At 60.2% G+C, this 17216-nt stretch carries 16 protein-coding genes and 2 tRNA genes; 8 read left to right on the top strand and 10 right to left on the bottom strand.

The features are described 5' to 3' along the window. Positions 1–8: 8 nt before the first annotated feature. The 3 genes from ttrA to ttrB are packed head-to-tail and all read right to left on the bottom strand — an operon-like array spanning position 9 to position 4832. Positions 9–3080: a tetrathionate reductase subunit TtrA gene (gene ttrA, locus ACSBQQ_RS01220; protein ID WP_060426055.1), complete on the bottom strand. Its 3072-nt coding sequence runs from the start codon at positions 3078–3080 to the stop codon at positions 9–11. After that, positions 3073–4098 (bottom strand): tetrathionate reductase subunit TtrC, encoded by a 1026-nt coding sequence (gene ttrC, locus ACSBQQ_RS01215; protein ID WP_033648020.1) that lies wholly within the window; start codon positions 4096–4098, stop codon positions 3073–3075. Before ttrC ends, ttrA begins: the two co-directional genes overlap by 8 nt. After that, positions 4095–4832, bottom strand: coding sequence for a tetrathionate reductase subunit TtrB (gene ttrB / locus ACSBQQ_RS01210; RefSeq protein WP_033635289.1), 738 nt, complete (start codon positions 4830–4832; stop codon positions 4095–4097). Before ttrB ends, ttrC begins: the two co-directional genes overlap by 4 nt. 229 nt (positions 4833–5061) lie before the next feature. Here ttrB and ttrS point away from each other — a divergent pair, with 229 nt between their 5' ends. The 3 genes from ttrS to ACSBQQ_RS01195 all read left to right on the top strand — a co-directional run bounded on the left by ttrS (position 5062) and on the right by ACSBQQ_RS01195 (position 7688). Further along, positions 5062–6780 carry a tetrathionate respiration histidine kinase TtrS gene (gene ttrS / locus ACSBQQ_RS01205; RefSeq protein WP_230200372.1) on the top strand — a complete coding sequence of 573 codons (1719 nt, stop codon included), beginning with the start codon at positions 5062–5064 and terminating at the stop codon, positions 6778–6780. After that, positions 6755–7354: a tetrathionate respiration response regulator TtrR gene (gene ttrR, locus ACSBQQ_RS01200; RefSeq protein WP_060426056.1), complete on the top strand. Its 600-nt coding sequence runs from the start codon at positions 6755–6757 to the stop codon at positions 7352–7354. The genes ttrS and ttrR overlap by 26 nt, the downstream gene beginning before the upstream one ends. Positions 7355–7445: 91 nt before the next feature. Then, positions 7446–7688, top strand: a complete 243-nt coding sequence (locus ACSBQQ_RS01195; RefSeq protein ID WP_004935803.1) for a DinI family protein — start codon at positions 7446–7448, stop codon at positions 7686–7688. 211 nt (positions 7689–7899) lie between these two features. Here the strand turns inward: ACSBQQ_RS01195 and ACSBQQ_RS01190 are convergent. The 4 genes from ACSBQQ_RS01190 to ACSBQQ_RS01175 form a co-directional block, all read right to left on the bottom strand. Continuing rightward, positions 7900–7975: transfer RNA gene (locus tag ACSBQQ_RS01190), tRNA-Thr, on the bottom strand. Between the two features lie 6 nt (positions 7976–7981). After that, positions 7982–8069, bottom strand: a tRNA-Ser gene (locus tag ACSBQQ_RS01185). 157 nt (positions 8070–8226) lie between these two features. Further along, complete coding sequence (gene osmE, locus ACSBQQ_RS01180; RefSeq protein ID WP_033635291.1) at positions 8227–8556, bottom strand: osmotically-inducible lipoprotein OsmE; 330 nt, start codon at positions 8554–8556, stop codon at positions 8227–8229. A gap of 127 nt (positions 8557–8683) precedes the next feature. Beyond that, on the bottom strand, positions 8684–9151 hold the full coding sequence (locus ACSBQQ_RS01175; RefSeq protein WP_025303631.1) for a DUF1348 family protein: 468 nt from the start codon (positions 9149–9151) through the stop codon (positions 8684–8686). Positions 9152–9258: 107 nt separating this feature from the next. Between ACSBQQ_RS01175 and ACSBQQ_RS01170 the strand changes: the two genes are divergently transcribed. After that, positions 9259–9837 (top strand): TetR/AcrR family transcriptional regulator, encoded by a 579-nt coding sequence (locus tag ACSBQQ_RS01170; protein WP_049213514.1) that lies wholly within the window; start codon positions 9259–9261, stop codon positions 9835–9837. Here the strand turns inward: ACSBQQ_RS01170 and ACSBQQ_RS01165 are convergent. The 3 genes from ACSBQQ_RS01165 to ACSBQQ_RS01155 all read right to left on the bottom strand — a co-directional run bounded on the left by ACSBQQ_RS01165 (position 9831) and on the right by ACSBQQ_RS01155 (position 11987). Next, the gene (locus ACSBQQ_RS01165; RefSeq protein WP_060427713.1) at positions 9831–10247 is read right to left on the bottom strand and encodes a VOC family protein; all 417 of its coding nucleotides are present in this window, start codon (positions 10245–10247) and stop codon (positions 9831–9833) included. The genes ACSBQQ_RS01170 and ACSBQQ_RS01165 overlap by 7 nt on opposite strands. 151 nt (positions 10248–10398) lie before the next feature. Next, complete coding sequence (ompC, locus tag ACSBQQ_RS01160; protein WP_033635297.1) at positions 10399–11529, bottom strand: porin OmpC; 1131 nt, start codon at positions 11527–11529, stop codon at positions 10399–10401. Between the two features lie 272 nt (positions 11530–11801). Continuing rightward, the gene (locus tag ACSBQQ_RS01155) at positions 11802–11987 is read right to left on the bottom strand and encodes a hypothetical protein (protein ID WP_140367559.1); all 186 of its coding nucleotides are present in this window, start codon (positions 11985–11987) and stop codon (positions 11802–11804) included. 238 nt (positions 11988–12225) lie between these two features. On the opposite strand from ACSBQQ_RS01155, the gene ACSBQQ_RS01150 reads away from it, so the two are divergent. The 4 genes from ACSBQQ_RS01150 to rcsB are packed head-to-tail and all read left to right on the top strand — an operon-like array spanning position 12226 to position 17208. Beyond that, a complete protein-coding gene (locus ACSBQQ_RS01150; protein ID WP_086556942.1) occupies positions 12226–12633 on the top strand; it encodes a DUF4186 domain-containing protein in 408 nt (135 codons plus the stop codon). Between the two features lie 54 nt (positions 12634–12687). Beyond that, positions 12688–13842 carry an MFS transporter gene (locus ACSBQQ_RS01145; protein ID WP_033653783.1) on the top strand — a complete coding sequence of 385 codons (1155 nt, stop codon included), beginning with the start codon at positions 12688–12690 and terminating at the stop codon, positions 13840–13842. A 20-nt stretch (positions 13843–13862) separates the two neighbouring features. Next, on the top strand, positions 13863–16565 hold the full coding sequence (gene rcsD / locus ACSBQQ_RS01140) for a phosphotransferase RcsD (RefSeq protein WP_033653782.1): 2703 nt from the start codon (positions 13863–13865) through the stop codon (positions 16563–16565). Then, complete coding sequence (rcsB, locus tag ACSBQQ_RS01135) at positions 16558–17208, top strand: response regulator transcription factor RcsB (RefSeq protein ID WP_004935900.1); 651 nt, start codon at positions 16558–16560, stop codon at positions 17206–17208. Before rcsD ends, rcsB begins: the two co-directional genes overlap by 8 nt. Positions 17209–17216 lie beyond the last annotated feature (8 nt).

Below are 17216 nucleotides of genomic sequence, written 5' to 3'. Positions count from 1 at the left end.
TCTGCCGTTTACGCGGAAAGCTTGACGATGGTCGCTGGAATCCCCTGGCGCACTGCCGCACCGGTCACCCAGTCCAGCCAGGTGTTCGGCACTTCGCGCGTCGGATCGGCAAACCCCAGATCGTTGAGATTGATGCCGGCGGCAATGCGCTTATCCATCGCCAGCGGCTCGCCGTCCAGGTAGTGCTGGCTGGCGCCCATCTCCCGGTGGCCGTAGCCGTGTTCCACCGCGATCACGCCGGGCATCACCCCCGCCAGCAGACTGATCTGCGCCTCCCGACTGCCGCCCGGGGTGCTGATGCTCACCCAATCACCGTGTTGAATGCCGAAACGCGCCCCGTCCGCCGGGTTCAGCGCCACCAGGTTCACCGGCTTCACGTCGTGCAGGCGCCGGATCACCGCGGTGGAGCTGCTCATCACATTGGATTTGAAGGACATCAGCCGCAGCGGCCACTGCCGCTCAGGGTAGAGTTCTTCCACCGCACGGCCGTCAGACAAACGCGCCGGGTAGCAGGTTGGGCAGCCGCTGAAACGCTCGCCGGTAATCGCATGCCGGTGCTTCGCCACTTCCGCATTCCAGATCTGCAGCGGCTTCTCCCAGCGGTTGCCCACGCTGCCGTCGCGGCGGCCGCTGTCATGACCGGCGAAGCGGCCGCCGCGGCTGTAGATAAACGCCACGCGGCCGATCTCATCGGCGCGCAGCGTCTGCGCAAGCTGCGGCAACAAGCGATCGACGCCGCTCAGCGCCAGCTCTTCCTCCCTCACGGCCGGCACCGGCGCCTTGCCGGCAAACGCCACGTTGGCGGCGGCGCGCAGATAATAATCCTCGGCGCAGTTGAGCGGCAGCAGCCCGCCCCGGCCGTCGCCGATAGCGCGATCGCCGAACCCCGGCAGCGCCAGGCGTTTGGCGACGGCGATGCAAAACGCCTCCATGGAGATCGGCTGCCCTTGCGCCGTTTTCGCGGTCGCCGGCGTCACTATCGGCCAGCGCGCAGTGGTGGCCTTGCTGGCGACGCCGCCCCAGGGGGCGCTGAATCCCCAGCTCTCAAAGTTATGGGTGTCCGGGACGATATAGTCGGCCAATGCCGTCGTTTCGTTGATAAACGCATCGATGGCGATAAACAGCGGCAAACGCGCCGGATCTTTCAGCCGCTCTTCCGCCACGCCGCGCAACCCGGCGATACCGTACAGGGGGTTGGTCATGTTCGAGATCCAGGCTTTCAGCCCGTACGGATATCCCGCCAGCGCCGACGTCAGCAGCTCGGTCAACTGCCCGGCGACGAACGGATACCAGGGCGCCCTGGCCGGCCAGGGCGAAACGCCCGCCGCCACTTTTTCGCGGTATTCGTCGGAGGTTTCATAGGCGGCCTTGCTGCGCGCGATATTCAACCCCTTCGGTTTTACCAGGCCGGGAAACTCGACCAGGTTATAGCGCGGCCCCTCGGCGAAACCGTTGAATTTGCCGCCGCCGACGAACACCCCGCCCGCCAGGCTCAGGTTACCGATCAACACATTGAGCATCATCACCGACCAGGTATTGTAAAACCCGTTCGCCGCCATCATCCCGCCATGGGCGATCACCGCCGCCTTGCGCCCGTGGGCGGTAAAGGCCTCGGCCAGCGCCGCGATGCGCGCCACCGGTACGCCACATTCCCGGCTGTAGGCTTCCGGCGACAGCTTGTCGGCCGCCTCTTTCAGACACTGAAAGCCGCTCTTCACCGCCACCTGCGCGCCGTCGTGCAGCGTCACCGTGCGGGTTACCCACAGCTCGGCGCTGTCGCACGTCTCGGCCGCCACCAGTTCCCCCGCGCCGTTGACCACCAGCGGCGACGCCGACTCGGCGCCGTTCAGATGGGCCAGCGTCAGATGCTGCCCCGCCAACGGGTGCTCGCTCTCGGCGATCACCAGATGCGTGGCGTTGGTCCAACTCTTCTCGCCGGCGCGTTGCATAGCGGCCTCCGACGGGATGGCGAGATAACCGGCCTGATAACGCCGATTGTCGAGGATCCAACGGATCATCGCCATCGCCAGCGCCGAGTCGGTGCCCGGCAATATCGGGATCCAATGGCCATGATCGTCCGCCAGCGTGGTGGTCAACGGCAGCGCCGGCGCCACTACCGCGTAGCGGAATTCGCTGCGCAATCTGGCGCTGGCCAACTGCCGGGCCTGCCGCTTGAACGGGTTGCCGGACTGCGCCGGCGAGGTGCCCATAAACAGCGCGAATTCGACCTGTTCCCAGTCCGGTTTCACGTGCGGATTCTTGTCCAGATCGTTCATCAACGCGCCGGAACCGGCGCGGTAGGCCAGCCCGCAGTAAGCGCCGTGCGCGCCGAAATTTTTGCTGCCGAAGCTGTTCTGGGCGAAGCGCCGCAGGAAGCTGTCGCGCCCGTCATCACCGGCGTTGGTCACCAGCAGCTGGTTGGCTTTCGGCCCCAGCCCCGGCTGTCGGGCATCGATCGGCGTTTCCAGATCGCGGATCGCCCGCAGGCCGTCCACATGCCCCTCGCCGAACAGATCGCCGCCCTCCACCACTTCGGCGATCAACTGCTCGAAGCTGATGCGCTGCCACTTGCCCTCGCCGCGTTTGCCGACGCGTTTCATCGGCTCCAGCACGCGCAGCGGGCTGTAAAGCCCCTCCAGCAGCGTAGCGCCCCGCGCGCAGGCGGTGGAACGCGCGTCGAGGCCGCTCTCCCCGCCCAGCTGCGCAAACGCGTCCTGCAGCGGCAACGCAGAGTCGAGGTGCCGCTCCTGAGACAGCGGATGATACGGGTTACCGGCGATACGCAATACCCGATCGGTCTGCCTGTCCACCCGCACCCGCACGCCGCATTGCGTCCAGCAACCGAAGCACTGGGTCATCGAGATGGCCTGCTGCGGATTGCCTTGCCATTCCGGCACTGCCCGCCCTTCGGGCTGCAGAGAGTTGCCGTTGATGCGATCCAGAGCCACGCGCCCTGAGGTGCCGTGAATCAAGCCGTCGATCGCCCGTTTGGCGACCTCGCGATAGCTCAGGCCGAAAGCGGACAGCCCGCCGAAGGCCAGGCCCACTTTCAACCACTGACGCCGGGTGAGTTTAGCCATGTTGTTTTCTCCGCAGTAAAAACGCCTGTGCTTCACGCACCATGATCATTAACGCCAGCCACAGCCCGAAGGTGCCGACGATCGCCAGCAAGCCATCGGTACCAAGCGGCAGGCTATAGGGGGAATAAGACGCGTTGTATTTCGGGATGGTCTGCACCTCAATCAACAGCGTCCAGCGCATCAGCCAGCTCAGCCCCAGCGCGCAGGCCACCAGCAGCGGCGCGCCGCCGCGCGGCAAACGTCGATAGGCCGCCCAGGCGGCCCACGCCAGCGCCAGCCCCCACAGCGCGATCCAGCCGGCAGCATACTGGCGCGCCGTCGCCTGCGTCTGCAGCCAGTGGCGTACCGCCGCGCCGGATAGCGTATCGCCGCACACCCACAGCAGGATCGCCCCGCCGAGCGGCAGCAGCGTCAGCAGCATCCCGCGCGCCAGCGGCGCCTGCAGGCCGGGCCGTTTGCGCATCGCCAACAGCAACAGAGCCAAGAGCGCCTGCAGCGCGCTGAGGAACATCACGATCGGAAATGCGTAGCTGAACCAGATTGGGCGGGCGCGCACGACGGAAACCTCGCGCCCGGTGTACAACAGCAGGCCGATAGCCACCAGCGCGCAGGCGGGCGCGATCCCACGCAACAGCGCAACCGGTCTGCCCGTCAGCCGTGTAAATTCAATCGCGATAAACCACAGGCCGATCAGCAAGGTAAACAACGGCAAGAACAGCGCGCCCCACGGCATCCACGACCAGGGCGTCGGGTAGGCGTAAAAATGCCAGAAACGGGCGGTTTGATGCAGATCGGCGGTCAACGCCAGCGGCGCGGTGATGGCGCACGTCAGCCCGATAAACAGCGCCGCGCGCTCCAAATGTGCGGCGTTGTCTCCACCGCGCCAGCGCCACACGCAGGCCAGCAGCGCGGCGCAGGCGGCAATGCCGATAAAGAAGAAATATTGCACGGCCCACGGCAGCCAGCTCACCGCCTGCGGCTGGCTCAAAACCTCTGCGATCATCAGTTGGCGGCTCATCGTCCCTCTCCCCATAAGGCGACCTGCGCCCGCCCCGGCAGCGGCGTGACGAAGGCATCATCCAGCCCCAGATAAAACACGTGGGGCGCGGTTTGGTTCTCCGGCTTGAGGACTTTGATCTCGGCCTCGTGACGCCGCAGCAGCTTGCTCAGCGTGCTGTGCGGATCGCGCATATCGCCGATGATCCGCGCCCCGCCCACGCACGACTCCACGCATGCCGGCAGCAATCCCGCCTCCAGCCGGTGTACGCAGAAGGTGCATTTGTCCGCCGTTTGGGTGGCGTGATTGATAAAACGGGCATCGTACGGGCAGGCCTGCACGCAATAGGCGCAACCCACGCAGCGTTTGTTGTCGACCACCACGATCCCGTCCTCGCGCTGGAAGGTGGCCTGCACCGGGCACACCGGTACGCAGGGCGGGTTGTCGCAGTGGTTGCACAGCCTGGGCAGCAGCACGTTGGTCGCCACCGCTTCGCCTTCGAGACTGACCTGGTACTGGTTTACCGTGGTGCGGAACTCGCCGTGCGGCGTCTGGTTTTCAATGGCACAACTGACGGTACAGGCCTGGCACCCAACGCAGCGCCGCAGATCGATCAGCATCGCGTAGCGGCGGCTGGCATCCCCCTCGCGCCGCGTCGGCGCTAACGTCAGCCCGGCCTCCGCCACGGGGATCAGCGAAGCCCCCGCCGTCAACACGCCCAGCCGCTGCAAAAACTGCCGTTTACCGAAATCCATGCGCCTCTCCCACGCCCTGGGCATCACCCCGATCACGCTATTGATGCCCGTTAGATGAATAAACAATGTCGATGATTTACAGTGTAAAAATGACATTGGGCTCAGCTCTATTGTGGTTAACCACATACCGAACCCAACGTTGATCTAAAACAAGTGGCGGCAGGCAAATTGCCCATCAGGAGGGGCCGTGAGGGTCGTGTTATTACTGCTGTTCAGTCTCGGCTGGGGGATGGCGGCACAGGCGGGCGAGTGGTCGGTCGGCGTGCTGGCGATGCGCGGCGATGCGGCGACCGAGCGTGACTGGCAGCCGCTGATCGACAGGCTCAACGGCAGCGTCGGCGGAGAACGCTTCCGCCTGCGGCCGCTCGATCTGGCGCAGATGCGCGAAGCGGTCAATCGGGGCAGCGTGCAGTTCGTGGTCACTAATCCGGCGCAGTTTGTGCAGCTGAACAGCCACTATCATCTGCGCTGGCTGGCGTCGTTGCGCGCCGCCAACGGCGATCGGGCAACGGGCAACATCATCGGCAGCGTGATTCTGGTGCGGCGCGACAGCGGCATTACGACGCCGCAGGCGCTGATGGGCAAAACGGTGGGCGCCATCGATCCGCAGGCCTTCGGCGGCTATCTGACCGGCTATAAGGCGCTCAGCGACGCCGGCATACGGCCCGAGCGCGATTTTCACCTGCGCTTTACCGGTTTCCCTGCCGACGCCCTGCTCTATCTGTTGCGCGAGCGCGCCATTCAGGCCGCCATCGTCCCGGTCTGCCTGCTGGAGAAAATGGGCAAGGAAGGCCTGATCAACCCGGCGGATTTTCGCCCGCTGCTGCAACAGGCCACGTCGGCTCCCTGCGTCACCAGCACGCCGCTTTATCCCAACTGGTCGTTCGCCGCCCTGCCCGGCCTGGATAACTCACTGGTGGATGCGGTGGCGAGAGCCTTGCTGACCGCACCGCCCCAGTCTCCCTTCCTGTGGGGCGCACCGGCCTCGACCAGCGAGGTGGAAACGCTGCTGCGCGCCGTCAATCAGCACCCGGAACAGCGGCGGCTATGGCTGGATATCAAGAGCTGGCTGATCCAGCATCAGACGGCCGTCGGCCTGTCGCTGGCGCTGCTGGCGCTGTTGATCGTCAACCATATCTGGATCGCGCTGCTGGTGCGCCGACGCGGGCGACAGCTGCTCCGCGCCGACGAGCAACTGCGGCGGCAGGAACGGGCGCTGGAAAACGCCAGGCAGCTGAACGTGCTGGGGGAGATGGCCTCCGGCTTCGCGCACGAGCTCAACCAGCCGCTGGCGGCCATTCGCCACTATGCGCAGGGGTGCCTGATCCAACTGCGCAACACGGACGCCGGGCATCCGCTGCTGGGGCCGCTGGAAAATATCGACCGGCAGGCGCAGCGCGGCGGCGAGACGATTCATAACCTGCGCCAGTGGGTGCAGCCCACCGCGGAGGCGATAGACCAAACGCGCTGGCGCCCCACCGCGGTAAGCGAAACCGCCGAGCGGGTGTGGACGCTGCTGCGCCTGACGCAGCGCTATCCCGACCTGACGTTGTTCAATAACGTGGCGCCTTCGCTGACGCTAACCCTGCCGCCGGCGCTGCTGGAACAGTTGCTGGCGAACCTGCTGCTGAATGCGGCGCAGGCCGGGGCCAATGCCGTCTGGCTTTCCGCCGCCAAGAGCGAACGGGCGATGGAGTTGCATCTGCAGGACAACGCGGGCGGCATGACAACGGCCGGGCTGGAACAGGCTTTTCGCCCCTTCAACACCACCAAGGCCGGCGGCATGGGGCTGGGGTTAGCCATTTGCCGGCGCCTGTCCCGCTATGGCGGCGGCGAAATCCGCCTGGCTAACCGCCCGGCTCCCGACAGCCGCAACGGGCTGTGCGTAACGCTGCATTTCATATTGGATAACGAGGAAAACCATGTCGCTAATTTATCTGGTGGATGATGACGTCGCCGTCACCGACGCCTGCCATTTTTTGCTGACCAGCCTCGGCCACGGCGTGCAATGCTGGAATGACAGCGCCGATTTTCTGGCGCAGGCGGACCTGTTTCAGACCGGGATCGTCTTGCTGGACATGCGGATGCCGAAGCTCGATGGTCACCAGGTTTACGGGGAGCTGCGCCGCCGCGGCAGCACGCTGGCGGTGGTGTTCCTGTCCGGCCATGGCGACGTGCCGATGGCGGTGGAGCAGATGAAGTACGGCGCGGTGGACTTCCTGCAAAAACCGATCGCCGCTGAACCGCTGATCGCCGCCCTCGAACGGGCGCAGCAGGTCTCCGCCGAGGCCTGGCAACGCCATGAAACTTGCGGCCGCTACCGCACGCTCACGCCGAAAGAACGCGACATTGCGCAGCTGGTGGTGCGGGGCATGATGAACAGGGAAATGGCTGAGCGGTTGAATATCGCCCTGCGCACCGTGGAGGTTCACCGGGCAAAAGTGATGGAGAAAATGCAGGCCACCAGCCTGGCGGAATTGGTGATTCAGCTGCAGGATGTACCACACGCCGCGCAAGAATGAACGCATCATGCAAAATTCCACGCCCCCTCTTGCCAACCGGCCTTCCTCAGGCCAGAATACTGTACATTAAATCAGTGCTTACAGGTGAGTCATGTTTGTAGAATTGGTGTACGACAAACGCAACGTCGCTGGGTTACCCAACGCCGCCGAGATTATTCGCAACGAGCTGGAAAAACGCGTGCATGCACTGTTCCCGGAAGCTGACGTGCGCGTGAAGCCGATGCAGGCCAACGGCCTGAACTCCGACGCCAGCAAAAGCGATCGTGAGAAGCTGAACCGAATGTTGGAAGAGATGTTCGAAGAAGCGGATCAGTGGCTGGTCACGGATATTTGAACCCTATCTGATAGCCGGCTCGTCCACCGGCTATATTTCTGCCAGAATAAGCCACATCCCCCCCCAATCCCTCAGTGATAAATGCCCTAGGTTCCAAGCTCCGCGCGGCTGATAAAACCCCGGCTATAGGTTAATACCTATACTGTTTGTTCCTGCGGAAGTGTAAAGCTCATAACAAAAAGCCCCAGCATCGCTGCTGGGGCCTCTGTCATGGTGCCGGCTACCGGAATCGAACTGGTGACCTACTGATTACAAGTCAGTTGCTCTACCTACTGAGCTAAGCCGGCTGAATTTGGCGGAAGGACAGAGATTCGAACTCTGGGAGCTGTTACACTCGACGGTTTTCAAGACCGTTGCCTTAAACCACTCGGCCATCCTTCCAATGGGCGCTGATATTAGCGATACCGTTATGAAATGTCTATCGTTTTGATGCAAAAAAATGGCATGGGCGGCGCAGTTGCCTAAACTTCAGGCCTTAAACGCTTAAAAAATGAAAAGCCCCGCGCAAGCGAGACTTTTTTGGTCGGCCGAAACGCAATTATTTCGGCTGAGAATCGTAGTCTGAACAAGTTTGATAGCCCTTGTTCATGACATGGCCCGTGTCGTTGTAGCTGACAAAATAGGTTTGCACCTTGCCGTCGCGCGGCGCCACCGCATAAGTGTCGCAGGTGCCCTGCGCATGGATCAGCGTGGCGGACGTCGACGGCGGACCGGCGATAGCCCGCACCTGCTGCTTGGTCATCCCTACTTTGACATCGCTGACCACCGGCTCATTGACATAACTGGCTGCGCGATCATAGGTGGTGCAACCGGCAAGAATGGAAAATACCGCCGCGGTGCCGACGGCCAAAACCAACTTCTTCGTCATAGCTTGTCCTCTTGGAGTGCATTTGTTGTTCCCTAAGTCTAGAAGCGGGAAGGCTTTTCTACAAATTCCCCTTTGTCGATCGGTGCGCTTTTGCACTCAAGAGGCCATCGCCGGCGTGCCAGCAGATTCAAAAACCGAAATCGCTCAGCGCTGGAACATCGTCCGGGCGCCGGCCGAGCGGCCAATGAAAACGCCGATCCTGTTCGCGAATCGGCATGTCGTTGATGCAGGCATGGCGGTTGATCATCAGCCCCTCCTGATTGAACTCCCAGTTTTCATTGCCGAAGCTGCGATACCAGTTGCCGGAATCGTCGCGCCATTCATAGGCGAAACGCACCGCGATGCGCGCGCCGTCAAACGCCCACAGCTCCTTAATCAGCCGATACTCCAGTTCTTTCGCCCATTTGCGTTGCAAAAAGCCGACCACCGCCGCGCGGCCGTCGACAAACTCCGCGCGGTTACGCCAGTGGGTATCGAGGGAGTACACCTGCGATACGCGTTCGGGATCGCGACTGTTCCAGGCATCCTCCGCCAGTCGCACCTTCTCGATGGCGGATTCGCGGGTAAAAGGCGGCAATGGGGGTTTAATGCTCATGTTCATCTCCTGAGTGAAGGCATGTAGACAACTCTGTCTACACCTTTACGCTAGCGCAAGTAGACAGAGTTGTCTACAATCACTCGAAAATCGCCCCGGAGAAAATGATGACCGCCGATCTCAACGCCTTGCCCGCCCGCCAGCGCATCCTGCTGACGGCGCACGATCTGTTTTATCAAGAAGGGATCCGCGCCACCGGTATCGATCGCATCATCAAGGAATCTGGCGTGACCAAAGTGACCTTCTACCGCCACTTTCCCAGCAAGAACGATTTGATTACGGCGTTTTTGACCTATCGCCATCAGCAGTGGCTCAGCTGGTTCAGCACATCACTGGCCCGCCATGTGGCGCAGACCGGCGGGTTGCTGCCGGCGCTGGCGCCCTGCCTGGCGGAATGGTTCGACGATCCGCGCTTTCGCGGCTGCGCGTTTATCAATACTGCGGTGGAGATAGCCGATCTGCTGCCGGAAAGCCTGCACATCGCCGGCCGGCATAAGCGGCAGATGGCGTATGAACTGGCGCGCCACCTGCCCGCCGGGCCGCAGCGGGAACAGCGGGCGGCAATGCTGGCGATGCTGATCGACGGCGCCATCGTCAGAGTGCAGATAGAGCGGCAACCGCAGGCCGCGCTGCAGGTGCTGAATGCCGCGTTGGACATGTTGGCGCTAGGCGGGTTCGATCAGTAATTGGCCCAGATGCCCGGCGTCACCAGTTCCAGCAGGTGGGCGTCGGGATCGCGAAAATAAATGCTCTCCCCGCCGTGTTCCCAACGCATTCGCCCCTCAATCTCCACGCCGTTGGCCACCAGATGCCGTTCCCAGTGCGGCAGTTGCTCTTTCGCCACCGCCAGCCCGATATGCGCCGGCCCCACGCCATCGTGCGCGGGAATAAACCCGGTCGGATAGTGCGCCCCGCGCAGCGAATCGCCCTCGATAAACAGCAACAGTACGCTCCGATCGCCGACGTTATAGGCGCGAAACCGTTCATTGGCGACCATTGCCGGCAGCTTCAGCACCTGCCGGTAAAAAGCGTCCGCGCGTTCAATGTCGCTGACGTACAGCACCGTTTCGATCACCTTATCGATCTTGAGTTCCATATCACCTCCGTTCTGTTTGCTGTACTGACAGCGTAGGCCGAGCGGAGGCGATCCGAAGCGCTTCCCATGCCGACAACGGATCAATCCGTGCTTTTTACCGGCAAAAAAAACGCGGCCCGAAGGCCGCGCTGTGTCATTCACACGCTGGTGCTTAGAACTGGTAAACCAGGCCCACGGCAACCACGTTGTCGGTGTTGATGCCGGCAGCGTCGGTGAAATCGTTGTTGTCCACCAGGTTGATTTTGTAATCAACATAGGTAGACATGTTTTTGTTGAAGAAGTAGGTCGCACCCAGGTCGACGAATTTGACCAGATCTTGATCGCCGTAGTCCTTGCCGTTGCCGGCGCGGCCCAGGTCTTTACCTTTGGTCTGGTTATAGCCCACGAACGGACGCAGACCGAAGTCGAACTGGTAGTGCGCGTAGGCTTCGAAGCTCTGCGCCTTGTTGGCGTAGCCATAAACGCTGCTGTCGGAACTGCCGAAACGCGCCGCGTTGTAGGACTGGGTGAACATCACCGCCAGGTAGACGTCGTTGGCGTCATATTTCAGACCGCCGGAGTAACCTTCCGCCTTGTCGCCGCGGCCCATAATATTGCGGTACGCGCCGGCGCCGTTCTGCTCGCTGGTGCGGCGAGAGTTGAAGAAGGCGCCCGCGGCGCTGATGCCGTAGCCCATGTCATAGCTCATGGACATACCGTAGCCTTCGCCGTTTTGGCCCAGGACGTCACGACCGTTGTTGGTCTCTTCGCCGTTGCCGTTTTTACCCTGGTACTGCAGGGCAAAGTTCAGGCCGTCAACCAGACCGAAGAAGTCGTTGTTACGGTAGGTCGCCAGGCCGCTGGAACGCTGGAACATGAACTGGTCGGCGCCGTAGGTCATACCGTCGAACTCAGGCTGCAAGTCGGTATACGCCGCGACGTCATACAGCACGCCGGTGTTACGGCCGTAGTCGAAGGAACCATAGTCGCCGAATTTCAGACCGGCGAAGCCGTAACGGGTGAAGTTCTTGTTGTCCTGGTTTTCAGCGTGGTTCAGGTTCGCCTGATATTCCCACTGGCCGTACCCGGTCAGCTGATCGCTGATTTGCGTTTCGCCGCGCAGGCCAAAACGCATATAAGACTGATCGCCGTCCACGCCGTTGTTGCTGGAGAAATAGTGAAGACCGTCGACTTTACCGTACAAATCCAGTTTATTACCGTCTTTGTTGTAGATTTCCGCCGCGCCTGCTGTGCCTGCAACCAGCAGTGCGGGTACCATCAGAGAGAGTACTCGAAGTTTCATCGTTATTATCCTCGTTAATTATGTCGAGCTACGGCCACTGCCCTTTTCGAGCATTATTAGCACGACTGTGCATTACCATTCTGGTAACAAGGGTTATATTAATCCAGAAAGAAAATGATACCAAGTATCCGATAGTGTTTCAGTGTAATTAATAAAGGTTTCAAAATGTAAATACGCGCGAACTTTCACAAAACCTTACAGACAAACAAAATAAAGCACTTAAAGACAAAGAATAGATTAATTGATAAAAAATCATGTAGTTATACATATCTTTAAGAAAAAAAAGCCAACCATACAATTGAGACGGGCAATAAGCACATTGTGCCAAAACTCTCCCCACACGCAGCCGCTATAATCACTTCGCTATCATCATTATTTTCATTATTACCTTCATTATCGGAAGATAATTTCTGCATTCCTTTTAACCGGCTTCTGGCCGGTTTTTTATTTCCCTCCATACTCCCCTCACAATTTCGACTCGCACAAATAGCAAGCAAATAAATAACCCAATGATATAGTTTCACTAATTTACCGCCGCACTAATTGCTAATCTTTTCCCTTATCTTAGCCTACAAATTGAGCTTGCTTTTCATTTCGTGCTTTATCTTGCCGATTATTTCCCGCCGCAGGCACAATTAGCCGCAGAGTTTCAGTTCTGGTAATCTGAAAAAAGCGCACCTTCAGCGAGTAAAATTCATGATGCCCTTTCAACCCGACGTGCTGTGGCGGCGGCTGCAAAGTTCCCCCTTCCGCGCTCGCTTCCGTTTAAATGCCAAAGACCAGGCTTATCTCGAGGGCAAGGGATTACCCCTTATCCTCAGCCATGCCCGCGATTTTATCGATCGCCGCCTGGCCGCCGCCCACCCTAAAAACGACGGCAAGCAAACGCCGATGCGTGGCCACCCGGTGTTCGTCGCCCAGCACGCCACCGCCACCTGCTGCCGCGGCTGCCTGGAAAAGTGGCACGGCATACCGCAGGGCGTCGCACTGGACGAGCGGCAAAAGGACTATATTGTCCAGGCTATCGCGCTGTGGCTGGTGCGCAGAGGCGGCGCCAGGGATGTGTCAGGCTCGAATATTTTCGACCCGGATCGCGGATTGTGATAAAAACTGTCGGTAACTTTCACCATTCTTTTGACCCAAGATCCTGACGCTTACATGACAGCCACCTTGTGCAATGAACAGCAAACGCCCGGCGTTCCTCAACAGATCGCCACCCGTCTGGCCTTTTTCGTCGCCGGTCTCGGCATGGCCGCCTGGGCGCCGCTGGTCCCCTTCGCCAAAGCGCGCATCGGCATCGACGACGGCTCGCTCGGCCTGTTGCTGCTCTGTATCGGCGCCGGCTCCATGCTGGCGATGCCGCTGACCGGTTTCCTGACCGGCAAATTGGGCTGCCGCGCGGTGATCTTGATGGCGGGGCTGGGATTGTGCATCGATCTGCCGCTGCTGGCGCTGATGGACTCTCTCGGCGGCATGGCCGTGGCGCTGCTGCTGTTCGGTGCGGCGATCGGCATGATCGACGTAGCGATGAACGTTCAGGCGGTGATCGTCGAACGCGCCAGCGGCAAGGCGATGATGTCCGGCTTTCACGGTTTCTTCAGCATCGGCGGCATTGCCGGTGCCGGCGGCGTCAGCGCGCTGTTGTGGCTGGGGCTGACGCCGCTGCAATCCACCCTGCTTACCGTACTGGCGGTGATAGTGCTGCTGGCGCTCGCCAGCCGCCATCTGCTGCGTGAGAGCGGCGCCGACGACGGCGGGCCAATGTTCGTCTTGCCGCGCGGCTGGGTGATGTTCATCGGCATTCTTTGCTTCATCATGTTCCTGGCGGAAGGATCGATGCTCGACTGGAGCGCGCTGTTCCTCACCACATTGCGCGGCGTCGAACACAGCCAGGCCGGTCTGGGCTATGCGCTGTTTTCCATCACCATGACGCTCGGTCGCCTCAATGGCGATCGGGTGGTGAATTCGCTGGGCCGCTACCGGGTGTTGCTGCTGGGCAGCCTGTGCGCCGCTCTCGGCCTGAGTCTGGCCATCGCCTTCAATCACGCCACCGTGTCGCTGGTCGGTTTCATGCTGGTCGGCCTGGGCGCCTCGAACGTGGTGCCGATCCTGTTCAGCGCTGCAGGCAACCAGCGCGACATGCCGGCCAATTTGGCGATCGCCTCCGTCACCACCGTCGGCTATGCCGGTATTCTGGCCGGCCCGGCGCTGATCGGCTTCATCGCTCAGTTTTCCAGCCTGACGGTGGCTTTCGCCTGCGTAGCCGCTCTGCTGTTGGCGGTGACCGCCAGCGCCAGGGCCGTCACTCGCTGATTCAGGAATGCGCAGCCACTATGCAAAATAAACAATTGACCATCAGCTCCAGCAACATTACCCGCTGCTTCCTGCTGTTTATCGTGCTGCTGACGATCGGCATCGGCCTGTATGGCTACAACTACACCAACGCCTGGCTGGCGGAAAAGAAGTACGCGCTGAACAGCATTGCCGGTTCGCTGCAAAAGCGCATCGATACCTACCGCTATATGACCTATCAGGTCTATGACAAATTCGGCAATGCGCCGGCGCAGAATGTCGATCCCGGTTTGCAGGAAACCCGCCTGCGGCCCGACGTCTATTATATCGAGAAACCGCACAAGAAAACCGACGCGGTGATCTTCGGCAGCCATGACGAGAGCACGCTGGCGATGATCGCCAACATCTCGGATTACCTGGACACCCGCTGGGGCGCCAAGACCGAAAACTACGCCATGTATTACCTCAATGGTCAGGACAACAGCCTCAGCCTGATCACCACCCAGCCGCTCAAAGAGCTGGCTTCGCGCTTTCGGGAAAGCTACCTGACCACCTCGGCGGACGAACGCCGCGCCGAGATGCTGCAGCAGGCCAATATGCTCGACGAGCGCGAGAGCTTTTCCGATCTGCGCAAGCAGCGCTTCCAGAACGCCTATTCGTTCTCGATTCGCACCACTTTCAATCAGCCAGGGCATCTGGCGACGGTGATCGCCTTCGACTTGCCGATCAACGACATCATTCCGGCCAATCTGGCCCGCGCCAATTTCCTGCTGCAGCCGGACGATGTTGATCTCGACGACAGCACCATCCCGGCGGAAACCGTCCTCGGCACCCATGCGACGATGAGCGGCGGCTGGGTGGAGTTCAGCGCCGCCCTGCCCAATGCGCCGCTGAAGGTGGTGTATCGCGTTTCGGCCATCAATCTGGCCATCGACCTGCTGCGCAACAACATCTGGCTGATCGCGGTCAACTTGCTGCTGCTGGCGCTGTCGATGCTGAGCATCTACTTTATCCGCCGCCAGTACATTCGCCCGAGCGAAAACATGGCGGTGGAACTGGAGGCCGAGCGCGCGCTGAATCAGGAAATCGTCTCCAGCCTGCCTTCCGGCCTGCTGGTCTACAGCTTCGCCAACAATGCGGTGATCGCCAGCAATAAAATCGCCGAGCACCTGTTGCCGCACCTCAGTCTGCAAAAGATCGCCCATATGGCCGAACAGCATCACGGGGTGATCCAGGCGACGGTCAACAACGAGGTGTATGAAATCCGCATCTTCCGCAGCCAGCTGTCGCCGGACACCTACCTGTTCCTGATGCACGATCAGGATAAAGAGGTGATGGTGAACAAGCGGCTGCAGCAGGCACGGCGCGAATACGACAAAAACGTTCAGGCGCGCAAGCTGATGCTGCACAACCTGGGCATTGAGCTGAATCAGCCGGTACGCCAGATGCACGATCTGGTCGATCGTCTGCACGGCCGGCCGGATGAGGAACAGCAGCAGGCGCTGCTGGGCCAGCTGACGGCGGCGTCGGCTTCGGTGCTGGAATTGATCGATAACATCACCCTGCTGACCCGACTGGAAACCCAGGACTGGCAACCCTCGCGCGAGCCGTTTAGCCCGACGGCGATGATCGACGAGTTGCTGTTGGAGGCCCTGCCCGCCCTTAATCAGAAGGGGCTGGCGCTGTTCAAGCATTTCCAGCTGGACGTCGAGCAGAACTATATCGGCGACGCCAACGCGCTGCGCAAGGTGATCTCGCTGCTGGTGCATTACGCCATTATCACCACCGCCTGCGGCAAGATTTCCCTGGTTGTCGACCATGAGCCCGAGCACCCGGATCGCCTGATTTTCCAAATCAACGACACCGGCTCCGGCATCTCCAACGAAGAGATCAGCAACCTCAACTATCCGTTCCTCAGCCAGACGCTGGTGGACCGCTTCAACCACGGTTCCGGCCTCACCTTCTTCCTGTGCAATCAGCTGTGCAAGAAGCTTAACGGCCAGTTGGACATTCGCAGCAAGGTGGATATCGGCACTCGCTACACCATTCGCGTCGCCATGGAGATGGAGAAAAAAGAGCCGCAGGAGCAGGAAAAACTGCTCGACGGCGTCACCGCCCTGCTGGACGTCACGTCGGATGAAGTGCGCGGCATCGTGACCCGTCTGCTGCAGGCCTACGGCGCCGACTGCCTCGTCGCCGACGATCGCGCGGTCAATCGCGATTATGACGTGCTGCTGACCGATAACCCGCAGCGAGCCGATGATTACACCCTGCTGCTGGCGACCGATGAGCCGGGTTGGCAAGCGCTGGATAAACGCTACATTCGGGTGAACTACAACCTGAACGGCGCATTAATCGACGCCGTGCTGATACTGATCGAACAGCAAATGGCCGCGCTGGAACAGGAAGAAAGCCCGCTTTCATTGAGTTCAGAAGATATCCAACTCTATGAAAAACAATTGAAATCAAGTGATTACTATGGGCTGTTTGTCGATACAGTACCCGACGATGTCAAAAAACTGTATACTGAGGCGGGCAGCAGTGATTTCAATGCGCTGTCACAAACCGCACATCGCCTGAAAGGCGTGTTTGCCATGTTAAATCTGCTTCCCGGCAAGCAGCTGTGCGAATCGTTAGAACAGCGCATCGCAGAAGGTGATGCGCCCGAGATCGAGAATAACATCAGTCAGATTGATTTTTTCGTCAGCAGACTGCTGAAGCAAGGTAGCCAACAACATGAATAACCTGAACGTAATTATTGCTGATGACCATCCTATCGTACTGTTTGGCATCCGGAAGTCACTTGAGCAAATTGAATGGGTGAATGTCGTTGGGGAGTTCGAAGACTCAACCGCACTGATCAACAATCTGTCCAAGCTGGACGCCAACGTGCTGATCACCGATCTGTCGATGCCGGGTGACAAGTATGGCGACGGCATCACGCTGATTAAGTACATCAAGCGTCACTATCCGCAGTTGTCGATCATCGTGCTGACCATGAACAACAACCCGGCGATCCTGAGCGCGGTATTGGATCTGGATATCGAAGGCATCGTGCTGAAACAAGGCGCGCCTACCGATCTGCCGAAGGCGCTGGCCGCCCTGCAGAAAGGCAAGAAGTTCACGCCGGAAAGCGTCTCTAAACTGCTGGAGAAGATCAGCGCCAGCGGCTATGGCGACAAACGCCTGTCGCCGAAAGAGAGCGAAGTGCTGCGCCTGTTCGCCGAAGGTTTCCTGGTGACCGAGATCGCCAAGAAGCTCAACCGCAGCATCAAAACCATCAGCAGCCAGAAGAAATCGGCGATGATGAAGCTGGGCGTCGAGAACGACATCGCCCTGCTCAACTACCTCTCCTCCGTCAGCATGACGCCGTTGGACAAAGATTAACGCCTGAC

It is taken from the genome of Serratia sp. G204Y (genome assembly GCF_051172435.1).
GTDB lineage: Bacteria > Pseudomonadota > Gammaproteobacteria > Enterobacterales > Enterobacteriaceae > Serratia > Serratia sarumanii.
This window is presented reverse-complemented; position numbering and strand designations above follow the sequence as displayed.

Bases quoted from the DNA above. Each gene is read 5' to 3' on its own strand.
- ttrC (WP_033648020.1), bottom strand. From the start codon at position 4,098: ATGAGCCGCCAACTGATGATCGCAGAGGTTTTGAGCCAGCCGCAGGCG.
- ACSBQQ_RS01195 (WP_004935803.1), top strand. From the start codon at position 7,446: ATGTTTGTAGAATTGGTGTACGACAAACGCAACGTCGCTGGGTTACCC.
- osmE (WP_033635291.1), bottom strand. From the start codon at position 8,556: ATGACGAAGAAGTTGGTTTTGGCCGTCGGCACCGCGGCGGTATTTTCC.
- ttrS (WP_230200372.1), top strand. From the start codon at position 5,062: ATGGCGGCACAGGCGGGCGAGTGGTCGGTCGGCGTGCTGGCGATGCGC.
- ACSBQQ_RS01165 (WP_060427713.1), bottom strand. From the start codon at position 10,247: ATGGAACTCAAGATCGATAAGGTGATCGAAACGGTGCTGTACGTCAGC.
- ACSBQQ_RS01150 (WP_086556942.1), top strand. From the start codon at position 12,226: ATGATGCCCTTTCAACCCGACGTGCTGTGGCGGCGGCTGCAAAGTTCC.
- ompC (WP_033635297.1), bottom strand. From the start codon at position 11,529: ATGAAACTTCGAGTACTCTCTCTGATGGTACCCGCACTGCTGGTTGCA.
- ttrB (WP_033635289.1), bottom strand. From the start codon at position 4,832: ATGGATTTCGGTAAACGGCAGTTTTTGCAGCGGCTGGGCGTGTTGACG.
- rcsD (WP_033653782.1), top strand. From the start codon at position 13,863: ATGCAAAATAAACAATTGACCATCAGCTCCAGCAACATTACCCGCTGC.
- ttrR (WP_060426056.1), top strand. From the start codon at position 6,755: ATGTCGCTAATTTATCTGGTGGATGATGACGTCGCCGTCACCGACGCC.
- ACSBQQ_RS01155 (WP_140367559.1), bottom strand. From the start codon at position 11,987: ATGGAGGGAAATAAAAAACCGGCCAGAAGCCGGTTAAAAGGAATGCAG.
- ttrA (WP_060426055.1), bottom strand. From the start codon at position 3,080: ATGGCTAAACTCACCCGGCGTCAGTGGTTGAAAGTGGGCCTGGCCTTC.
- ACSBQQ_RS01145 (WP_033653783.1), top strand. From the start codon at position 12,688: ATGACAGCCACCTTGTGCAATGAACAGCAAACGCCCGGCGTTCCTCAA.
- ACSBQQ_RS01175 (WP_025303631.1), bottom strand. From the start codon at position 9,151: ATGAGCATTAAACCCCCATTGCCGCCTTTTACCCGCGAATCCGCCATC.
- rcsB (WP_004935900.1), top strand. From the start codon at position 16,558: ATGAATAACCTGAACGTAATTATTGCTGATGACCATCCTATCGTACTG.
- ACSBQQ_RS01170 (WP_049213514.1), top strand. From the start codon at position 9,259: ATGACCGCCGATCTCAACGCCTTGCCCGCCCGCCAGCGCATCCTGCTG.